The sequence below is a fragment of the Streptomyces sp. NBC_00887 genome (assembly GCF_045207585.1).
In genome coordinates, this window is record NZ_CP108788.1 from 7393488 (window position 1) to 7410429 (window position 16942).

Sequence of the window (16942 nt, forward strand, 5' to 3'; positions counted from 1 at the left end):
ACCTATCGCTTGCCTAAGGTCACGGACATGCCCGAGATGACGCTGACCACCCTCGTCCTGCTCTGCCTGGCCGCCGCCGCGGCGGGCTGGATCGACGCCGTGGTCGGCGGCGGAGGGCTCCTCCTCCTGCCCGCTCTGCTGCTGGGCCTGCCGAACGTTCCCGCCGCGCACATCCTCGGCACCAACAAGGCGGTCGCCATCGTCGGCACCTCGGGGGCCGCGGTGACCTACGTACGCAAGGCGCCGGTGCAGGTGGGGACCGCCGTACGGATCGGGCTCATGGCGCTCGCCGGGTCGATGACCGGCGCCTTCTTCGCCGCGGGGATCAGCAGCGACGTGCTGCGCCCGGTGATCATGGTGGTGCTGCTCGGTGTCGCGGCCTTCGTCATGCTGCGGCCCTCCTTCGGCAGTGCCGCGGCCGGCGACGGCACGGGCAGGAAGGTCACCCGGGCCCGTGCCGTCACCGCGATCGTGCTGGTCGGCGGCGGTATCGGCTTCTACGACGGGCTGTTCGGGCCGGGCACGGGAACCTTCCTCGTGCTGGCCCTGACCGCCGTGCTCCACCTCGACCTGGTGACGGCGTCCGCCACCGCCAAGATCGTGAACGTCTGCACCAACGCCGGTGCGCTGGCGATGTTCGCCTACCAGGGCACCGTGCTGTGGCAGCTGGCCGCGCTGATGGCCGTATTCAATCTGGCGGGCGGCATGTTCGGAGCGCGCATGGCACTCAGGAAGGGCAGCGACTTCGTCCGCGGGGTCCTGCTGGTCGTGGTGTTCTCACTGGTCGCCAAGCTCGGCTTCGACCAGTGGTCGGCCTGACCGCCTGGTCTGCCTGGCCGTCCTGAACACCTGGTCGGCCTGATCACCGCACTTCGGTGAGATGGGCGTAGGCCACGACGTTGCCCAGGTAGCCGGTCTGAGGCGAGAAGCCGCCGCCGCAGGTGATCAGCCGCAGGGACGCGTGCGGCGAGGCGCCGTAGACCCGCTGGTCGGGGAAGTCCTCGTTGTCGTACACCTCGATCGCGTCGACCGAGAAGACGGCGGTACGGCCGTCCTTGCGGTCGATCTCGACCCCGGTCCCCTTCTTCATCGACCCGAGCCCGTAGAAGACCGACGGCCCCTGGGCGTTGTCGACATGACCGGCGACGATCGCGGTGCCCTTCGCGCCGGGCGGGGCGCCGCCCTTGAACCAGCCCGCGATGTTGCGGTTCCCGGCCGGCGGTACGGCGAGGCTGCCGTCCGGGCCCAGGCCCAGCCGCATCATGGGTGCGTCCACACCGATGCCCGGGATGCGGATCCGGACCGGTTCGGAGGGACGCAGCGGCTCGGCGACCGCCGACCCCGGCCGGAGTTCGGGACCCGCGGCGAAGGCCTCGGCCGTGGACGGCTGGGGCGCGGCGGTCCGGGTGGCCGCACCGTTCTGGACGAGCCAGACACCGCACAGCGCGGTGATGCCCACCAGCCATGCCCTGGACCTCAGGGTCGTCCTGTCCACGTCGTCGTCCTCGCCGTGTCGCCGTCAGCCGTCCTGCGCGCCGTCCGTGCGACGCCGGCGCAGGAGCCAGGCACCGCCGACGGCCGCCGCGCCGAGGACTCCGGCGCCCGCGGCGAGCTGGACGGTGTCGGGTCCGGCACTGCCGCCGACACCGGTCCTGACGTGCCCGGAGGGACGCTCGGGCCAGGCCCGGGGCGGGGACACGGGCGGTTTGACGGGCGCGGGCTTCGTCCCGGGCGGCGGCTTGACGGGCTCGGGCCGCGGGCTCGTTCCGGGCCGCACCACCGCCCCCAGCTCGGTCTCCGTCAGCTCGGTCTCCGTCAGTTCCGTCTCGGTGAGCTCGGTCTCGGTGAGCTCGGTCTCCGTCAGCTCCGTCTCCGTACCGGGGTCCGTGTCCGCCCCGGGTTCCGTCTGCGCCTTCGGGTCGGTCTCCGCTCCGGTGCCGGCCTCGGAATCCGTCCCCGGGTTCGTCCGGGGTGCCGGCCAGGCGGGCGACTCCGGCCTCGCAACCGCGCTTTCGGCGTACGCGGACGGGGTGGTGGCGAGGCCGAGCGCGACGGCGGTGAGGGCCGCGGCGGCGGTACCGGTCACGAGGCGGGCAGGGCTGCGCATGGGAATCCTCCGGGAAGGCGGGTGTGTCCTGCCTCCGAGACAACGGGCGGCGCCCGCCTTCCGCCAGCTGACGTGCAGTCAGTTCTCACCCGTCCGGACCCGTCGGGCGCGCCCGCCCGTCCGGCCCGGCGCAGGTCGTGGCGGTGGTGCCGGCTGCTGGGGCCGCCGGGTGCCGATCGAGTGACGCCGCGAAACGTGACATGTGACGCACCTCACATGTATGGTCCTGGAAGACCCGGGCACAAGGTTCACACCCCCCACGGGACGGCGCCCCCCGCCGCCCCCACGGCAACCGCCCTCACCGACCCAATCCCCCCCCTGGGACCGGTGGGGGCGGTGTCATGCGCCGTCTGTGGCGGACCAGGTGATGTCCGGAGGGCGTACGCGGGCGCACCGCGGCTGCCCCTTGTCGTCGGTCAGACGCAGCCGCGCGATCAGGTGCCCGGTCCGGGCGGCGGCGTCCAGGACACCCCCGTCGACATCGGCGAGCATCAGTTTGGCGCGCCGGAACATGGTGAAGACGCCGGACTCGTCCACGGTGCCCCAGGACAGGTAGACGAAGCGCCCGCCGAGCCGGTTCTGGATGTACGGCCCCGTGATCTCGACGCCGTCGGCGGTCGGGGTGGCGGTGCAGTCCAGTGTCCAGGTGGCGGAGGGGGCGTCGCCGGGATGCAGTCCCAGCAGCTCGTCGGGCCTGTCCTTGCGCTGCACGCCTACGTGGATGTTGTCGAAACCGGCGAAGTCGGTGCCCGGGGGGCAGGTGCGGCCGGGGAGTCCTGAGGCTTCGATACGGATCTGCATGTCCCCATGCTCGTGCACCCGCCCTCCGGCGGTGCACGGAGCGCCCCCTCACGGTTCAGACGGTGTCCCAGGGGGCGTCCTCGTAGACCTGCCCCAGCTGCTTCATCAGCTCCTCGTCGACCGTGAAGGGCGTGTCGTCGATCCGGAGGACCGGCGCGATGCCCTGCGAGTTGGTGACGAAGGCGGCCCGGTAGGCGCCCAGGTCCTCCAGCGTCACCGGGCGCCGCTCCGGCGGCCGGCCGGCCTGTGCGAGGCCGCTCTCCAGGAGGGCCATGGTGATGCCGGTCAGTACGGGAGCGTCCGGCCAGACCACCGAAGCGCCGTCCCAGAAACCGATGTTGGTCATCGACCCCTCGGTCACCACACCGCCCGGCGCGGTCAGCAGCGCCTCGTCGAAGCCCGCCCGCCCGGCCAGCAGCCCGTAATAGGTCTGGCCGAAGTCGCCCGGGCGCTTGATGTGGGGTGCGGTGCGCGCGTACGGCACGGACATCAGGCTCTTCGGCGCGGTGGGCATCTGCGCGGGCGGCCGCACCGTCACCATCGGGGTCGTCGCCGTATCGCCCGGCGGGAGGAAGCCGTGCACCCGCACCGACGCGTCCCGTACCCCGGCACCTTCGAGCGCGTGCCGGATCAGCCCACGCACGTGTTCCCCGGTCAGGGGCTGGTCGAACAGCTCCCGGCTCGCCGAGTCCAGCCGGGCCAGGTGCAGAGCGAGTCCCCGCACCTTTCCGTCCCTGACCTGCATCGCCGTGAAGTGGCCGTAGCCGGCGAACGCCGGGATCCGAAGGTCGTCCTCGGTGGCCCGGTGGCCGTTGATCTCGACGTACGGCACGGATGCGGGAGTTGTCATGCGCTCCACCGTAGCCGTGGCGTGCCGGACTTGACCTCAATCATGGTTGAGGTGTGAGGCTGCGGTGCATGGACATCGACACACCCGTTCCCGCCGCATCCACCGCCCCGCTGAAGGTGGCCGTCATCCTCGGCAGCAACCGCGAGGGCCGCTTCGGGCCCGTCGTCGCCGAGTGGTTCCTCGACCGGGCCGCAGGCCACCCGGACATCGAGACCGACTTCATCGACGTCGCCGAGTCGGAGACCCCCTCCCGCCGCCCCGGTGCCCGACTCCAGGACGTCGCACCCCGGTTGGCGCATGCCGACGCCTTCGTCGTCCTCACCCCCGAGTACAACCACTCCTACCCGGCCCCGCTGAAGAACCTCATCGACCGGCACTACGCCGAATGGCAGGCCAAACCCGTCGCCTTCGTCAGCTACGGAGGAATCTCCGGCGGCCTGAGGGCCGTTGAACACCTCCGCCAGGTCTTCGCCGAACTGCACGCCGTCTCCGTACGCGACACCGTCTCCTTCCACAACGCCGGTGCGCTCTTCGACGACCGGGGCAGGCCCAAGGACCCGGACCCGTCCGACGCCGCGGCCAAGACGATGCTCGACCAGCTGTTCTGGTGGGGCCGCGCCCTGCGCGAGGCCAGGGAACGGCATCCGTACGGCGCCTGACCGTTGTGGGGACGACAATCGAGGGGTAAACAAATGTTCCTATTTCTTTCGGTAGTTGTACGGCATTTTCTGTGAATATGCTGATGTGGTGAAGCTACGAAGCTGTTGTCGTCGCCCCGGTGGGGTGGGTGCGTGAAGAAGTTCACGCCGCAACAGGGCTTTGCGGTCTCCGCGTACAGGCTTGCCCTGGACCCGAATGCCACGGTGGTGGGGCGCCTGCATTCGCATGCGGGTGCGGCGCGTGCCGCGTACAACTGGGCTGTTGCCCATGTCACCGCTGTGTGGTGGCAGCGCAAGGCCGAGCAGTCGTACGGGATTTCTGAGGATGAGCTGACTCCGTGGCGGTCGTGGTCGCTGCCCTCGCTGCGAAAGGCGTTCAACGAGGGCAAGCGGACCGATCCGCGGTTCGCCGGGTGGTGGGAGGAGAACTCGAAGGAGGCCTACAGCACCGGTCTGGCCAATGCTTCGGCGGCGTTCGACAACTACGCGAAGTCCAAGAGCGGTAAGCGCAAGGGCGCGCGGGTGGGTGTTCCCCGCTTCAAGCGGAAGCGGAGGGCGCGTCTGACGTGCCGGTTCACGACCGGCACGATCCGTATCGAGGCGGATGGCAGGCATGTGACCCTGCCCAGGATCGGCACGGTCCGCCTCCACGAGCGCCGCCCTGACTTGCGCGCACGTATCGACGCGGGCACCATGCGGATCCTGTCCGCGACGGTGCGCCTGGACCGGGGGCGCTGGTTCGCCTCCTTCCAGGTCGAGGAGAAACAACCGCTTGTGAAGGTCGCACGCCCGGATGCCGCCGTCGGGATCGACCTGGGTATCAAAACCCTGGCGGTCCTCGCCGACAGCGACGGCACCGTGACCAAGGAACCCAACCTCCGCCACCTCGACCGCGCACAGAAACAGCTACGCCGTGCCAGTCGTGTTGTCTCCCGTCGCCGGGGTCCCGACCGGCGCACGGGCCAGCAGCCCTCGCGTCGGTGGGAGAAGGCGAACCGGTTTCGGAACAAGGTGCATCACCGGGTGGCGAATCTTCGCGAGGACACCCTGCACAAGCTGACGACGCGCCTGGCCCGCGAGTACGGAACCATCGTGGTCGAGGACCTCAACGTGGCCGGGATGGGCCGCAACCGGCGGTTGTCGCGCCGGATCGCGGATGCGGCGTTCGGTGAGATCCGGCGTCAGCTGACGTACAAGACCCGCCGGCACGGGACACGGCTTGTTGTTGCCGACCGGTGGTTTCCTTCCTCGAAGACGTGCTCGCGCTGTGGTGCGGTGAAAGCCAAGCTGCCCCTGAGCGTGCGTGTCTTCGAGTGCGACAACTGTGGTCTCGTCCTGGACCGGGACGAGAACGCGGGACACAACCTGGTCGCCCTCGCGACCCGCACCAGCACCACCAGCAATACAGGTACCGGAGTGGCCGGAGACCTGGACCCCGCCGTTGTGGTGGGGTCGAAGCCCCGTGGAGCCGACCGCAAGACCCGCATCACCCGCCCGCGCCGCAAGGCCGGGACGGGGCGGGCAGGTGGCACAATCCCCGGCCCCAGGGCCGGGACAGAAACGGGAGACCGTCAACAGGACACCAAGATGCAACTCGCGCTCTGGTGACACCGTTACGGACCATTCCGGCAGAAAAGCCGGGATTGCTGAGATCTGCTGATACTCAAAGCAACGGCCCGTACGCCGACGAGACCGAACCGAGGAGCCCCGGGGATGACCGAGCCGGCATGGCTGACCGTACTGACCACGACGGACAGCGAAGAGAAGGCCCACCTCCTGGCCCGGGGCGCCGTGGAGGCACGCCTCGCCGCCTGTGCCCAGATCTCCGCACCCGTCACCTCCGTCTACCGCTGGCAGAACGCCATCGAGACCACCGAGGAATGGCAGGTGCTGCTCAAGACGAAGGCCGAGCGGTACGACGAGCTGGAGGCGCACCTCGTCGCGGCGCACGACTACGACACCCCGGAGATCATCGCCACGCCCGTGGTGCGCGGCAACGCCCGCTACCTCGCCTGGGTGACGGCGGAGACGGCATCCGCGGCGGCCCTGTGACCGACGCGGTACTGCCGTTCTTCGTGTACGGCACGCTGCTCCCCGGCGAGCGCAACCACGACCTGCTCCTGCGGGGCCGTACGAGCGCGGAGCGGCCGGCGGTACTGCCGGGTGCCCTCCTCTACGAAGGCCCCGGATATCCGTACGCCGTCGAAGGCAACGGCACGGTCCACGGCGCGCTCGTGACCGCCGCGCCCGGATCGTACGGGGAACTGCTTGAGCTCCTGGACCACCTGGAGGAGTACCTGGGCCCGGACCACCCGCGCAACCTGTACGAACGGGTCGTGCGGCAGGTGACCCCCGGGCCGGAACCGGCCGAGCCGGTCCGTGCCTGGGTCTACTTCGCCGCCCCCGCCGTCACCCGCACCCTGCGCACGGGCGGGACACCCATCCCCTCCGGCGCCTGGCTCACCCGGCGGCCTCCACCCGCACCGCGCACACCTTGAACTCCGGCATGCGCGACACCGGGTCCAGGGCCGGGTTCGTCAGGGTGTTGGCCCGGCCCTCGCCCGGCCAGTGGAACGGCATGAACACGGTGTCCTGCCGGATCCCCACCGTGATCCGGGCCGGCGCGACCGCCCGCCCGCGCCGTGAGGTGACGGCGACCGATTCGCCCTCGGCCACCCCGATCCGCTCGGCTAGCCGCGGATGCAGCTCCACGAAGGGGCCCGGCGCGGCCGCGTTCAGCTCGTCCACCCGGCGGGTCTGCGCCCCCGACTGGTACTGGGACACGACCCGCCCCGTCGTCAGCACGACCGGGTACTCGGCATCCGTCTCCTCCGCGGCCGGCCGGTGGGTGACCGGCACGAACCGGGCCCGCCCGTCGTCCGTCGCGAACCGCTCGAGGAACAGCCGGGGCGTCCCGGCGTGCTCCTCGTCCGGGCATGGCCAGAACACCCCGTCCTCCGCCGCGATCCTGGCGTAGGTGATGCCCGCGTAGTCGGCGGGTCCGCCCGCCGAAGCCCGCCGCAGCTCGTCGAAGACCTCCTCCGGATCGGCCGGGAAGCCCTTCCCGTGCCCCAGGAGCCCGGCCAGGGCGTTCAGCACCTCCAGATCGCTGCGCACCCCCGGCGGCGCCGTGACCGCCCGCTGCCGCAGCAGCACCCTGCCCTCCAGATTGGTCGTGGTGCCGCTCTCCTCCGCCCACTGCGTCACCGGCAGCACCACATCGGCCAGGGCCGCCGTCTCCGACAGCACCACATCCGCGACCGCCAGGAAGTCCAGAGACCGCAGCCGCTCCTCGATGTGCCCGGCGCGCGGGGCGGAGACGACCGGGTTGGAACCCATCACCAGCAAGGACTTCACGTCCTGCCCCAGCGCGTCCAGCAGCTCGTACGCGCTGCGCCCCGGTCCCGGCAGCGAGTCGGGGTCGACGCCCCAGACCCCGGCCACATGGCGGCGCGCGGCCGGATCGGTGAGCTTGCGGTAGCCCGGCAGCTGATCGGCCTTCTGGCCGTGTTCCCGGCCGCCCTGGCCGTTGCCCTGGCCGGTCAGGCAGCCGTACCCGGACAGCGGACGGCCCGCCCTGCCGGTGGCCAGACAGAAGTTGATCCACGCGCCGACCGTGTCCGTCCCCTTCGACTGCTGCTCGGGACCCCGCGCGGTGAGCACCATCCCGGTCTCCGCACCGCAGAACATCTCCACGGCCTCGCGCAGTTGCGGCACGGGCACCCCGGTGATGCGCTCCACCAGCTCCGGCCAGTGCGCCATCGCACCCGCCCTGGCCTCGTCCCAGCCGTTCGTGCGGGTACGGACGAACTCCCCGTCCACCCGCCCCTCCGCCACGACCAGATGCAGCATTCCGAGGGCGAGCGCCAGATCCGTGCCCGGCCGGGGCGTCAGATGCAGATCGGCCTGCTCGGCGGTCCTCGTGCGGCGCGGATCGATGACGATCAGCCGGCCGCCGTTCTCCCGCAGCTCCGTCAGATAGCGCAGCGCCGGCGGCATCGTCTCGGCGAGGTTCGAGCCGACCAGGATCACGCACCCGGTCCGCGGAATGTCCTCCAGCGGGAACGGCAGCCCCCGGTCGAGCCCGAACGCCCGCTGGTGCGCCGCCGCAGCCGACGACATGCAGAAGCGCCCGTTGTAGTCGATCTGGGACGTGCCGAGGACGACCCGGGCGAACTTCCCCAGCGCGTACGCCTTCTCGTTGGTGAGCCCGCCGCCGCCGAAGACGCCCACCGCGTCCGCCCCGTGCCCGGCCCGCGTCCCGCGCAGCGCGCCGGCGATCCGGTCCAGTGCCTCGTCCCAGCCGGCCGGCACCAGCTCACCGCTCACCTCGTCGCGCACGAGGGGCTCGGTCAGCCGTACACCGGCGGCGAGCACGGCGGGGGCGGTGCGCCCCTTGCCGCACAGGGCACCCCGGTTGACGGGGAAGGCGGTGTGCTCCACGACCTCGGGCACCGCACCATCGGTACCCGGTCGCAGTTTCATCCCGCACTGCAGCGCGCAGTACGGGCAATGGGTGGACGTCTCGGTGCGGGCCATGCGTCCAGCGTGCGAGCCGGGTATTACGGGCGCCGATGCGTCCGGTTACGCCCCCGGTACGCACACCTCAGCCCCGGCCGTCCCCGGCCGTGAGATCGGCGGCGAGCGCGTCGGTCACTCCGGGCTCGCGCGGCCCCAGGAAGTGGGGGTCCGGCTCGAACACGGCGTCCAGGGCGGCCTTGCCCGCCGCGAACACCTCCCGTGTCCCGCCGTAGTACCAGGTCGCATCGTGTACGGCGTCGACCCCCACCCCGTACGCGTCGATCCCGGCGTCCCGGCACAGGGCGATCGCGCGGCGGATGTGGAAGCCCTGGCTCACCAGGACCGCCCGGTCGACCCCGAAGATCTTCTTGGCCCGGACACAGGAGTCCCAGGTGTCGAATCCGGCGTAGTCACTGACGATCCGCCCGTCCGGCACCCCGCGCCCGGTGAGATACGTGCGCATGGCATCCGGCTCGTCGTACTCCACCCGGCTGTTGTCCCCGGTGACCAGTACGACCTTCACCTTGCCGCTCCGGTACAGCTCGGCCGCCGCATCCAGTCTGTGCGCGAGATACTGCGTCGGTCTGCCCTTCCACAGTCCGGCCCCGAACACGACGGCGACCTGCTGCGAAGGGGCGTCGGCCGTGGTCCGCACCCGGGCGTCCGCCGTGGCGTGCAGCCAGGTCGAGGGCGCCAGGGCCACCACGCAGAGGGTCATCAGCCCCTGCACCAGCCGCCGCTGCCCGCGCCGTGAGCGCGGCAGCCGCGGCCGTACCGCCGCGAGCCCGGCCGGAGCCGTCGGCAGCTTCAGTGCCCTCAGCCTCATGCATCCCCCTGTGTCGGTACCGGTTCCTCGTGTAACGGGACGAACAGAAGAGGCAAAGGGTTCGCCGGACGGGCCGGCCGATCGCGAAACCCCTGTCCTGACACCGCCCGCACCCGGTCCGTGAGGCAGCGGCAAACACCCGTCACCGGTGCGAAACGGCCCGGCAACGTCCGCCCGGCACCATCGGTCCATGACGGAGACGGCACCGGAACACCCTCGTGAGCCCCTGCCCCTCGACAGCACGGCGCAACTTCTGACCCGCATCACCTCACAGCTCGGAACCCAGCTCAGCCTCGTCTCCCTGAACGGAACCCGCAGGCCCATGCACCGCATCCGGAACGACGCCCACCGCGGCAACGAGAGGCCCTCGGCCCCCACCCTGGTCGCCGTCGCGCACGGCAGCCGGGACCCACAGGCCCTGCACACCGTCCAGGAGCTCCTGCAACGGGTACGGGAGCTGCGCCCCGGCCTCGACGTACGGCTCGGGCACATCGAACTGAACGAACCGCTGCTTCCTGCGACGCTGGACGGCATCCCGGCGGGCGACGCCGTACTCGTGCCGCTGCTGCTCGGCCGCGGTCACCACGTCAGGCACGACCTGCCGCAGGCCGCATCGGCGGCCGGCCACCTGCGCACCCGGATCGCCGCACCCCTCGGGCCGCACCCGATGCTGGTCGAGACGCTCCACGAGCGGCTCGTCGACGCGGGCTGGCAGGACGAGGACGACAGGAGCCGCAACGCCGCCGTCGTGCTCGCAGCCGCCGGATCGCGCGACCCGGACTCCGCCGTCGACACCCGCCGCACCGCCCGCATGCTCAGCGACCGTCTCGGCGGAGTGCCCGTCGTACCCGCCTACGCGTCGGCTGCCACGCCCACCGTCCCGGTGGCCCTGCGCGCCCTCGCCGCACGCGGCCGGCACCGGGTCGCCGTGGCCTCGTACTTCACCGCACCCGGACGCTTCGCCACGGCGGCAGCCGCCGCGGCACCCTGGATCGCCTCCGCACCGCTCGGCGCGCACCCGTCCATGGCACGGCTGCTGCTGCACCGGTACGACCAGGTGATGGCGGAAGGATCCCTCGAGGGCGAGCGACTGCTGGCGTCGGCCTGAGCCGTCCTGTCGGCCCGGCCGTTTAGTGTCGAGGTCATGGACGGTACGCACGACATCGGGGACACACAGGAGTACGCCGCCACGCCCTACGGCACGGCCGACACCGAGCGCTGGGACACCGAGCCCGACAAAAGGCCCGGCCGCACCGCCTTCCAGCGAGACCGCGCCCGGGTACTGCACTCCGCCGCCCTGCGCAGACTCGCCGGGAAGACCCAGGTGGTCACCCCGGGCACGCGGGGCCACGCCTGGGACGCCAGCCCCCGGACCCGGCTCACGCACTCCCTGGAATGCGCCCAGGTCGGCCGCGAGCTGGGCGCCGCGCTCGGCTGCGACCCCGATCTCGTCGAGACGGCCTGCCTCGCGCACGACATGGGCCACCCGCCCTTCGGCCACAACGGCGAACAGGCACTCAACGACTTCGCCTCGGACTGCGGCGGCTTCGAGGGCAACGCCCAGTCGCTGCGATTGCTGACCCGGCTGGAGCCCAAACGGTTCGTCCGCGACACCCGGAGCGGCGAGCTCGTCAGCGTCGGACTCAACCTGAGCCGTGCAGCCCTGGACGCCGCCACCAAGTACCCCTGGCCACGCGGCGGGCACCCGACCGACCCCGGCTCGCCGAAATTCGGGGTGTACGAGGACGACCTGCCGGTCTTCGAGTGGGTCCGCAAGGGCGCACCGCAGGACCGCAAGTGCTTCGAGGCCCAGGTCATGGACTGGTCCGACGACGTCGCGTACTCCGTGCACGACTTCGAGGACGGACTGCACGCCGGGCACATCGACCCCAGCTGCCTCTTCGCCGAACCGGAGCGCCGGGACATCTGGGAGGTCGCCATCGGCCGTTACGTCCCCGCGGACACCGAACCGCAGGAGCTCGCCGACGCCCTCGACCGGCTCGTCGCCCAGGACTGGTGGCCGCACGGCTACGACGGATCCGCCGTCGCGCAGGCCCGGCTCAAGGATGCGACGAGCCAGCTCATCGGGCGGTTCTGCCTCGCCGCCGAGTCCGCCACGCACGGCGCGTACGGCCCCGGACGGCTCGGCAGGTACGGCGCCGAACTCGTCGTCCCGCCCGAGGTCCGCAACGAGTGCGCGGTGCTCAAGGCCGTCGCCGACCGCTACGTCATGCAGCGCGCCGAGCAGGAGGCCATCCGCGCCGACCAGCGGATCGTCATCGCGGAGCTCGCCGCCGCGCTCACCGCCCGCGCCCCGGAGGGCCTCGAACCGCAGTTCCGTGCCCTGTACGGGGCGGCGCCCGACGACCGGGCCCGCAAGCGCGTCCTCGTCGACCAGATCGCCGCCCTCACGGACGCCTCGGCCCGCTCCTTGCACGGGACTCTCACCGGGGTTCGGCAGACTGGTCCACGCCAGGGCACATGACACCTGGATGTGACCGATCGGGGTACACCCTCTTTCGTCATCACGCTGCGTGCGGGACGCTCGCAGGTGGTGGCGCCGCGCAGCACAGCACCGAGGAGGCATCAAGTGGTCGACGCAAACCGGACGTTCGTCATCGTCGGCGGAGGACTTGCAGGAGCCAAGGCGGCCGAGACACTCCGGGCGGAGGGCTTCACCGGCCGGGTGATCCTGATCGGCGATGAGCGCGACCATCCGTACGAACGGCCTCCCCTGTCCAAGGGGTACCTGGCCGGGAAGGAGGACCGGGACAGCGTCTTCGTCCACGAGACGGCCTGGTACGCCCGTGCGGACATCGAACTCCACCTGGGCCAGGTGGTCACGTCGATCGACCGGGACGGCCGCTCCGTACAGCTCGGTGACAACACCGTCGTCCACTACGACAAGCTGCTGCTCGCCACCGGCGCCGAACCCCGCCGCCTCGACATCCCGGGCACCGACCTGGTCGGGGTCCACCACCTGCGCCGCCTCGCCCACGCCGACCGGCTGCGCAACGTGCTCGCCGCCCTCGGCCGGGACAACGGCCACCTGGTCATCGCCGGGGGAGGCTGGATCGGTCTGGAGGTCGCTGCGGCCGCCCGGGGCTACGGCGCGGAGGTCACCGTCGTCGAACCCTCCGCGACCCCTCTGCACCACGTCATCGGCCCTGAGGTGGGCCAGATCTTCACCGATCTGCACACCGAGCACGGCGTCCGCTTCCACTTCGGTGCCCGCCTCACCGAGATCACCGGGCAGGACGGCCTGGTCCTCGCCGCCCGTACCGACGACGGTGAGGAGCACCCCGCCCACGACGTGCTCGCCGCGATCGGCGCGGCACCGCGCACCGCGATCGCCGAGGCGGCCGGGCTGGACATGGCCGACCGGGCGCACGGCGGCGGGGTCGCCGTGGACGCCTCCCTGCGCACCTCGGACCCGCACATCTTCGCCGCCGGGGACATCGCCGCGGTGGACCACCCGCTGCTCGGCACCCGGCTGCGGGTGGAGCACTGGGCGAACGCGCTGAACAGCGGCCCGGCCGCCGCCCGCGCCATGCTCGGCCAGGAGGTGTCCTACGACCGGGTCCCGTACTTCTTCTCCGACCAGTACGACCTCGGCCTGGAGTACTCGGGCTGGGCGCCGCCGGGCTCGTACGACCAGGTCGTCATCCGCGGGGACGCGGGCAAGCGGGAGTTCATCGCCTTCTGGCTCAAGGACCGCAGGGTGCTCGCCGGGATGAACGTCAATGTGTGGGATGTCACCGAAAGCATCCAGGAGCTGATCCGGGCCGGGCAGCAGACCGACCCGGACGCCCTGGGCGACCCGTCGGTGCCGCTGGCGTCCCTGCTCTGACCCTGCGGACATCCGGGACGGTCGACGGGCGTGCGCCCAGGCCCGCCGCCGGCCGGTCCCGGATGTCCGACCCCACCCGTAGACTTCACTCGTGGCAGGCAGGATCAATGACGACGACGTGAAGGCGGTCCGGGACGCGGTCCCGATCGACGCCGTCGTCTCCGAGTACCTCCAACTGCGCAACGCGGGCGGCGGAAACCTCAAGGGCCTGTGCCCCTTCCACGACGAGAAGTCCCCCTCCTTCCAGGTGAGCCCGAGCAAGGGCCTCTTCCACTGCTTCGGCTGCCAGGAGGGCGGCGACACGATCGCCTTCGTGATGAAGATCGACCACCTCACCTTCTCCGAGACGGTCGAGCGCCTCGCTGCCAAGGCGGGCATCACCCTGCGGTACGAGGAGGGCGGCTACAACCCCTCCCACCAGCGCGGCGAACGCATCCGGCTGGTCGAGGCGCACAAGATCGCCGCCGATTTCTACCGCGAGCAGCTGGACGGCCCCGAGGCGGAGATCGGCCGCAAGTTCCTCGCCGGGCGCGGCTTCGACCAGGACGCCGCGGCCCACTTCGGCGTCGGATACAGCCCCGCCGGCTGGGACCACCTCACCCGCTTTCTGCGCGGCAAGGGCTTCAGCGACAAGGAGCTCATCAGCTCGGGCCTCTCCCAGGACGGCCGCCGCGGCCCCATCGACCGCTTCCGCGGCCGGCTCATGTGGCCCATCAGCGACACCTCCGGAGAGATCGTCGGCTTCGGCGCCCGCAAGCTCCGCGACGACGACAACGGCCCGAAGTACCTCAACACCCCCGAGACCTCGATCTACAAGAAGTCCCAGGTGCTGTACGGCATCGACCTGGCCAAGAAGGACATCGCCAAGGTCAGCCGGGCCGTCGTCGTCGAGGGCTACACCGACGTCATGGCCTGCCACCTCGCCGGGATCACCACCGCGATCGCCACCTGCGGCACGTCGTTCGGCAACGACCACATCAAGATCCTCCGACGGCTCCTGATGGACAACGGCAGCGCCCGCGTCATCTTCACCTTCGACGGGGACGCCGCCGGTCAGAAGGCGGCCCTCCGCGCCTTCGAGGACGACCAGAAGTTCGCCGCCGAGACCTACATCGCGATCGCCCCGGACAACATGGACCCGTGCGACCTGCGTTTGGCCAAGGGCGACGACGCCGTCCGCGACCTGGTCGAACCCCGCACCCCGCTCTTCGAGTTCGCGCTGCGCCAGATCGTCGGACGCTACGACCTGGAGACCCCGGCCGGCCGCGCGGCCGCGCTCGACGAGGCGGCACCCGTCGTCGCCCGGATCAAGAACAGCTCCTCGCAGCACGAGGTCGCCGTCCAGCTGGCCGGTCTGCTCGGCATCCTCGACACCCAGTTCGTGGTCAAGCGCGTCGGCCAGATCGCCCGGTGGGCCCGTGACCGGGGCGGCGACCGCGGCCCCGGACAGGGCGGCGGCCCCTCCCGCGGCGGCCCCCAGCAGCAGACCCAGGCCCTCTCGGCGCCCTCCGGACCCGCGCTCAACCTCCGCAGCCCCGCCCACCGCACCGAGCGCGAACTGCTCAAGCTCGCCCTGCAGAAGCCCGCCCTGGTCTCCCCGGCCTTCGACGCCTACGGCATCGACGAGTTCACCGCCCCGCCCTACGCGGCGGTGCGCCAGTGCATCGCGGAGGCGGGCGGCGCCGAGCAGGGACTGGCCGAGACCCGCGACTACCTGGTCAACGTCCTGGACGTGGCGCCCAACGACACCGTGCGCAACCTCGTGACCGAGCTCGCCGTCGAGGTGTTCCACGGCAAGTCCATCGACGAGACGTACGCGGGCATGCAGCTCGTCCAGGTCCGCCTGCGCGCGGTCGACCGCAGGATCGACGACGTCCAGGGCAGCCTCGCCCGCCTGGGGAGCAACGTGGCCCCCGACCATCTGGCCGCCGCGCAGAACGAGGTCTGGGTCCTCCAGCAGTACGCCCAGTCGCTGCGGAGCAACGGCGCCGACGCGCTCTGATCCGTACCGCTGCCGGCCCCACCCGGTAATCACCCCGTCACGGACCGGACTCAGAAAGTCACCGCACGCCCCTCGTGGCAGCGATGTGTCGTACCCCACACTGGGTGCCGGTGCCTGAGTCATCGGAGCGCGGACGGTCCACCGAAGGCGCGGACCCCCATCGCCGCGATCCGGCAGCGATCACCTGGAGGTCGCCCCCGTGCAGACCCGGACCGTGACGACCACGACCGAGCATGTCCCGGCGATTCCCGCGCAGAACCGGGCCACGCGCCACCCCGAGGCGGCAGGTCCGCCCGGGGGTGCACCCGACCCGGTGATGGAGGAACCGGTGGAGGTTCCCGAACCCCCGGAGCCACGGAGCCGCACGGAAGCCGGCGTTCCGTCGTCCGATCTCTTCCGCCAGTACCTGCGGGAGATCGGACGGATACCCCTGCTCTCCGCCGCCGAGGAGGTGGAACTGGCGCGACGCGTCGAAGCGGGACTGTTCGCCGAGGAACGCCTCGCCGGCACCCCTGACCCGGACACCCGGCTCGCGGTCGATCTGGACCGGCTCGTGGTGATGGGACGCATGGCGAAGCGGCGGCTCATCGAAGCCAACCTCCGCCTCGTCGTCTCCGTCGCCAAGCGCTACGTCGGCCGCGGACTGACCATGCTCGATCTCGTCCAGGAGGGAAACCTCGGGCTGATCAGGGCCGTCGAGAAGTTCGACTACGCCCGGGGCTACAAGTTCTCCACGTACGCGACCTGGTGGATCCGCCAGGCGATGTCCCGTGCCCTCGCCGACCAGGCCCGGACCATAAGGGTCCCGGTGCATGTCGTCGAGCTGATCAACCGGGTCGTACGCGTCCAGCGCAGGATGCTCCAGGAGCGCGGCTACGAGCCGACCGCCGAAGAGGTGGCGGCCCAGCTCGACCTGACGCCCGAACGGGTCGGCGAAGTCCTGCGTCTCGCCCAGGAACCGGTCTCGCTCCACGCCCCCGTCGGTGAGGAGGACGACGTCGCCTTCGGCGACCTCATCGAGGACGGCGACGCCACGTCCCCCGTCGAGTCCGCCGCGTTCCTCCTGCTGCGCCAACACCTGGAGGCGGTGCTCTCCACCCTCGGGGAGCGGGAGAGGAAGGTGGTCCAGCTCCGCTACGGGCTGGACGACGGGCGGCCCCGCACGCTCGAGGAAATAGGCCGGATCTTCGGCGTGACCCGCGAACGCATCCGGCAGATCGAGTCCAAGACCCTGAACAAGCTGCGGGACCACGCCTTCGCCGACCAGCTCCGTGGCTACCTGGACTGACCGGCCGCCGACCGGCAGCAGATGCCGACGGGCCGCCC

At 71.3% G+C, this 16942-nt stretch carries 16 protein-coding genes; 10 read left to right on the forward strand and 6 right to left on the reverse strand.

Annotated elements, in window-relative coordinates:
• The first annotated feature begins 27 nt into the window (after window positions 1–27).
• The gene (locus OG844_RS33660) at window positions 28–819 is read left to right on the forward strand and encodes a sulfite exporter TauE/SafE family protein (protein WP_406395470.1); all 792 of its coding nucleotides are present in this window, start codon (window positions 28–30) and stop codon (window positions 817–819) included.
• A 43-nt stretch (window positions 820–862) separates the two neighbouring features.
• Here the strand turns inward: OG844_RS33660 and OG844_RS33665 are convergent, their stop codons facing one another.
• The 4 genes from OG844_RS33665 to OG844_RS33680 all read right to left on the reverse strand — a co-directional run bounded on the left by OG844_RS33665 (window position 863) and on the right by OG844_RS33680 (window position 3758).
• Window positions 863–1495, reverse strand: a complete 633-nt coding sequence (locus OG844_RS33665) for a class F sortase (RefSeq protein WP_406395471.1) — start codon at window positions 1493–1495, stop codon at window positions 863–865.
• Window positions 1496–1519: 24 nt separating this feature from the next.
• On the reverse strand, window positions 1520–2107 hold the full coding sequence (locus OG844_RS33670) for a hypothetical protein (protein ID WP_406395472.1): 588 nt from the start codon (window positions 2105–2107) through the stop codon (window positions 1520–1522).
• 339 nt (window positions 2108–2446) lie between these two features.
• The gene (locus OG844_RS33675; protein ID WP_406395473.1) at window positions 2447–2908 is read right to left on the reverse strand and encodes a DUF5990 family protein; all 462 of its coding nucleotides are present in this window, start codon (window positions 2906–2908) and stop codon (window positions 2447–2449) included.
• Between the two features lie 55 nt (window positions 2909–2963).
• Window positions 2964–3758, reverse strand: a complete 795-nt coding sequence (locus OG844_RS33680; RefSeq protein ID WP_406395474.1) for an aminotransferase class IV family protein — start codon at window positions 3756–3758, stop codon at window positions 2964–2966.
• 68 nt (window positions 3759–3826) lie between these two features.
• Between OG844_RS33680 and OG844_RS33685 the strand changes: the two genes are divergently transcribed.
• From OG844_RS33685 to OG844_RS33700, 4 genes are all read left to right on the forward strand, one after another.
• A complete protein-coding gene (locus tag OG844_RS33685; protein WP_406395475.1) occupies window positions 3827–4417 on the forward strand; it encodes an NADPH-dependent FMN reductase in 591 nt (196 codons plus the stop codon).
• A gap of 132 nt (window positions 4418–4549) precedes the next feature.
• Window positions 4550–6025, forward strand: coding sequence for an IS607 family element RNA-guided endonuclease TnpB (gene tnpB, locus OG844_RS33690; RefSeq protein ID WP_406395477.1), 1476 nt, complete (start codon window positions 4550–4552; stop codon window positions 6023–6025).
• Window positions 6026–6130: 105 nt separating this feature from the next.
• Window positions 6131–6469, forward strand: coding sequence for a divalent-cation tolerance protein CutA (cutA, locus tag OG844_RS33695; protein ID WP_406395478.1), 339 nt, complete (start codon window positions 6131–6133; stop codon window positions 6467–6469).
• A complete protein-coding gene (locus OG844_RS33700; RefSeq protein WP_406395479.1) occupies window positions 6466–6915 on the forward strand; it encodes a gamma-glutamylcyclotransferase in 450 nt (149 codons plus the stop codon). Before cutA ends, OG844_RS33700 begins: the two co-directional genes overlap by 4 nt.
• Here OG844_RS33700 and OG844_RS33705 read toward each other — a convergent pair.
• Window positions 6878–8956, reverse strand: coding sequence for a molybdopterin oxidoreductase family protein (locus OG844_RS33705; protein ID WP_406395481.1), 2079 nt, complete (start codon window positions 8954–8956; stop codon window positions 6878–6880). The genes OG844_RS33700 and OG844_RS33705 overlap by 38 nt on opposite strands.
• Before the next feature lie 67 nt (window positions 8957–9023).
• Entirely contained in the window at window positions 9024–9764 is a 741-nt protein-coding gene (locus tag OG844_RS33710; protein ID WP_406395482.1) for a vancomycin high temperature exclusion protein, read from the reverse strand.
• 190 nt (window positions 9765–9954) lie between these two features.
• Between OG844_RS33710 and OG844_RS33715 the strand changes: the two genes are divergently transcribed.
• From OG844_RS33715 to OG844_RS33735, 5 genes are all read left to right on the forward strand, one after another.
• Window positions 9955–10872 (forward strand): sirohydrochlorin chelatase, encoded by a 918-nt coding sequence (locus OG844_RS33715; protein WP_406395483.1) that lies wholly within the window; start codon window positions 9955–9957, stop codon window positions 10870–10872.
• A gap of 36 nt (window positions 10873–10908) precedes the next feature.
• On the forward strand, window positions 10909–12249 hold the full coding sequence (locus OG844_RS33720; RefSeq protein WP_406395485.1) for a deoxyguanosinetriphosphate triphosphohydrolase: 1341 nt from the start codon (window positions 10909–10911) through the stop codon (window positions 12247–12249).
• A 105-nt stretch (window positions 12250–12354) separates the two neighbouring features.
• Window positions 12355–13614 carry an NAD(P)/FAD-dependent oxidoreductase gene (locus OG844_RS33725; RefSeq protein WP_406395487.1) on the forward strand — a complete coding sequence of 420 codons (1260 nt, stop codon included), beginning with the start codon at window positions 12355–12357 and terminating at the stop codon, window positions 13612–13614.
• A gap of 91 nt (window positions 13615–13705) precedes the next feature.
• On the forward strand, window positions 13706–15616 hold the full coding sequence (gene dnaG, locus OG844_RS33730) for a DNA primase (RefSeq protein ID WP_406395488.1): 1911 nt from the start codon (window positions 13706–13708) through the stop codon (window positions 15614–15616).
• Window positions 15617–15815: 199 nt separating this feature from the next.
• Window positions 15816–16904: an RNA polymerase sigma factor gene (locus tag OG844_RS33735; RefSeq protein WP_406395490.1), complete on the forward strand. Its 1089-nt coding sequence runs from the start codon at window positions 15816–15818 to the stop codon at window positions 16902–16904.
• Window positions 16905–16942 lie beyond the last annotated feature (38 nt).

Coding starts and splice junctions, on each gene's coding strand:
- OG844_RS33660 (WP_406395470.1), top strand. CDS start 28: ATGCCCGAGATGACGCTGACCACCCTCGTCCTGCTCTGCCTGGCCGCC.
- OG844_RS33675 (WP_406395473.1), bottom strand. CDS start 2,908: ATGCAGATCCGTATCGAAGCCTCAGGACTCCCCGGCCGCACCTGCCCC.
- OG844_RS33670 (WP_406395472.1), bottom strand. CDS start 2,107: ATGCGCAGCCCTGCCCGCCTCGTGACCGGTACCGCCGCCGCGGCCCTC.
- OG844_RS33685 (WP_406395475.1), top strand. CDS start 3,827: ATGGACATCGACACACCCGTTCCCGCCGCATCCACCGCCCCGCTGAAG.
- cutA (WP_406395478.1), top strand. CDS start 6,131: ATGACCGAGCCGGCATGGCTGACCGTACTGACCACGACGGACAGCGAA.
- OG844_RS33710 (WP_406395482.1), bottom strand. CDS start 9,764: ATGAGGCTGAGGGCACTGAAGCTGCCGACGGCTCCGGCCGGGCTCGCG.
- OG844_RS33680 (WP_406395474.1), bottom strand. CDS start 3,758: ATGACAACTCCCGCATCCGTGCCGTACGTCGAGATCAACGGCCACCGG.
- OG844_RS33720 (WP_406395485.1), top strand. CDS start 10,909: ATGGACGGTACGCACGACATCGGGGACACACAGGAGTACGCCGCCACG.
- OG844_RS33715 (WP_406395483.1), top strand. CDS start 9,955: ATGACGGAGACGGCACCGGAACACCCTCGTGAGCCCCTGCCCCTCGAC.
- OG844_RS33705 (WP_406395481.1), bottom strand. CDS start 8,956: ATGGCCCGCACCGAGACGTCCACCCATTGCCCGTACTGCGCGCTGCAG.